3 protein-coding genes are annotated in these 2414 nt (G+C 63.5%); 1 reads left to right on the top strand and 2 read right to left on the bottom strand.

Annotated elements, in window-relative coordinates:
* Window positions 1-502: 502 nt before the first annotated feature.
* A complete protein-coding gene (locus ABT245_RS45695) occupies window positions 503-829 on the bottom strand; it encodes a hypothetical protein (RefSeq protein WP_351747038.1) in 327 nt (108 codons plus the stop codon).
* 207 nt (window positions 830-1036) lie between these two features.
* Between ABT245_RS45695 and ABT245_RS45690 the strand changes: the two genes are divergently transcribed.
* Window positions 1037-1588, top strand: coding sequence for a hypothetical protein (locus ABT245_RS45690; protein WP_351747035.1), 552 nt, complete (start codon window positions 1037-1039; stop codon window positions 1586-1588).
* A 349-nt stretch (window positions 1589-1937) separates the two neighbouring features.
* On the opposite strand, the gene ABT245_RS45685 is transcribed toward ABT245_RS45690, so the two are convergent.
* Window positions 1938-2171: a hypothetical protein gene (locus ABT245_RS45685; RefSeq protein WP_351747032.1), complete on the bottom strand. Its 234-nt coding sequence runs from the start codon at window positions 2169-2171 to the stop codon at window positions 1938-1940.
* Window positions 2172-2414: the final 243 nt, after the last annotated feature.

Here is a 2414-nt window from a genome sequence, read left to right as displayed (position 1 = left end):
CGACAGCCGGGCCATACACCTGCCCGTGATCAGCCCGGACGACCGAAACGGCCCGCCAGAGAAACCGACGGACCGTCACGAAAGATCGAGGTTAGTCGGCTCCGTCACGCGAGACAGCGAGAGCGGCTCAATCCACTCGGTGGAGCCCTCAGCTAGTCGGCGCTGGTGCTCGCGGTAGGTGCGACTCGTACGGGCAGCCACAGCCGCATTCCGCTGGTCGGCAGTCGGCATGGTTCAGAGCGGAGCGCTGGCCGCTTCCGGGTTGTCAGCGAAGAATGCGCGCCATTCGGCATAGCTGCGCTGGCTCATGCTGCACCTCCGGCGAGCTGCCCACGGATGCGCTGAGCGCGAGCCTGCCCAATGCGGAAGTGCGCCTGTAGCTCACGCAGCGACGGAGCCTTGCCCGCATCCCGCTGTGTCTGCTCGATGAATGCGCGAACCTTCGGCAGGAGTGGATCAAAGTTCGCCGCAGGCTCACGCACGGGTGCGGCTACAGGGCGCTCTACGGGGCGCTCAGCGTCTTTACGCGCCAGAGAACGAGCGGGGCTATCGCGCTGACAGCGATGACCAGCGGTACGGATACGGGAATCAGGCCGGAACTCACAAGGTGCGCGAGCGCATTCGTCAGGATCAGTGCAGCGACTACGGCGGATACGTCGCGCTTCACGCTGAATGCACGCAGGGCGTAGACATCGAGTGCAGCCGGAATGCATCCCGCAACGAACTTTCCGTATCCGACTGCTCGGGCTAGTTCGTACTCGGCGGATGCCGTGGCGACCAGCGCAGCGAGTAGCGCGAGTGCGCCGAGTAGGTCTCTATTCTTGGTCATCTGATGTTCTTTCAGGCATGAGTAAGGGCCCCATGTCGGCTCGCGCCAGGGAGGCCCAACGGTTAGCGGTGGCACACACGACAGCAACGCCAGGCAGCAGCAAACGCGCAGGTCAGAAAACCTGGGGATTTCAGCCGGCTGAGGGTGCCGGGTTGCAGCAGCACACGCGCTTGACCAACTGCCCCGCGTGCCCGGAAAGTTGGCGCCATGGATGCGGGATTGGCGGCAGTACTCGGGGCGCTGGCAGGGTCCGTGGCGACGATTGGCGCAGCGCTGGCAACAGGTTGGGCTCAGCGGGAAGGGGCGCGCATTGCGGCCCGTTCAGAACATCGCAGAGAACGAAGAGGGCCGCGCGAGAATATCTACAAAGAGTTCGTCGCCTCTGTCACTCGAATGCGCTTGTGGAGCGGTATCTATTCTCTCGACCCGGATGTGATCCCTGATGACATGGGCGAGGAGGAAACCGGCGAAATATTCCGCGTCGTCAATGAGATCGAGAGGAAGGCGACGGATGCTGCGCTTGCTGGACCCAAAAAGGTTGCACAGGCTGCCCGCAGAGTCGCGCGGATAGGCTATGAAATGGCGGCGTATGCCAGCGCACTCCCTAGATTCTTGACAGGTAACGCGGAACGCGACCGGGAAACGCGGAGGCGCGTGCAGTTGCAGGTGAACGCTCTGGCCAAGCAATTTGAGCAGTCCGTTGATGACTTCGTACTAGATGCACAAGCAGCTTTGGATGATGACGGGAGCCGAAGATAGGGCAGGCGCCTACCCGCCCTCAGCTTTCAGTCGTCTGCGTCGCTCGCGCTGGTATTCCGTCTTGCATTCTCGACACCAGGGCTGAACGCCCCGGCGAGCCTCAAGCGCGAACTCTCGGGCGGGTTTCTCTTGCTCACAGCGGGAGCACCAATGGGGGATAGCTTCCCAACGTGCGATGTACTCGGCGTAGGTTTCCATTGAGGGTCACTCTCGGTCAGATTGGGCGGAGGGGGTGGGGTGTAGAACCAGGTCTAGGACCGGGCGCGTACCCCAGAGACCTCCCCCGCGTTCGACGTCCCCAGGGGGTCAAGGGGTCACCCCCCACCCCTGGTGACTCCCTGTCACGGCATCAGAGATCAGCAAGTTCACTCAGCGTGCCAATGGCGGAGTACACGTCGGCACGGTCGGCACCGGTCGGCACGTCCACCTGATCAGCCACGGCCCGCACGATCCGGGTTGGATTCCCCTCGAAGAGAGCAAGGTCAGCAGCCACGGGCTCACGGCCAGCAGCACGCGCCGACAGGATGCGCAGGGCAGCAGCGCTCAGCGGCTCATGGGTGGAGCGCAGGTAGGGCGTCAGCACGGCAAGGGGGTCCCTCATCGCTTGCCCCCGCTGAGCTTGTGGCTGGTGTACGAGAGGGCCGCAGCCCGCGCCCTGCGTAGCTCCACGAGCGCAAGGGACGTCTTACCGGCGGCAGCACGCTTGGCGTCACCACTGTTGGCAGCAGCCTTAACCTCGGGCTTTCACGAGGGGGACCGTCCGAGTGTTGATCAAATAAGCGAGGAGTGCCTCTGAGCTGGGACGATAGGGCTTGTCGAAGGTCCT

It is taken from the genome of Streptomyces sp. NPDC001508 (assembly GCF_040298665.1).
Taxonomy (GTDB): Bacteria; Actinomycetota; Actinomycetes; order Streptomycetales; family Streptomycetaceae; genus Streptomyces.
Note: the sequence above shows the minus strand (reverse complement) of the source record. Positions and strands in the feature narration are given on the sequence as shown.

What these genes read in the sequence shown, in the direction of transcription:
- ABT245_RS45690 (WP_351747035.1), top strand. Translation starts at nt 1,037, where the DNA reads ATGGATGCGGGATTGGCGGCAGTACTCGGGGCGCTGGCAGGGTCCGTG.
- ABT245_RS45695 (WP_351747038.1), bottom strand. Translation starts at nt 829, where the DNA reads ATGACCAAGAATAGAGACCTACTCGGCGCACTCGCGCTACTCGCTGCG.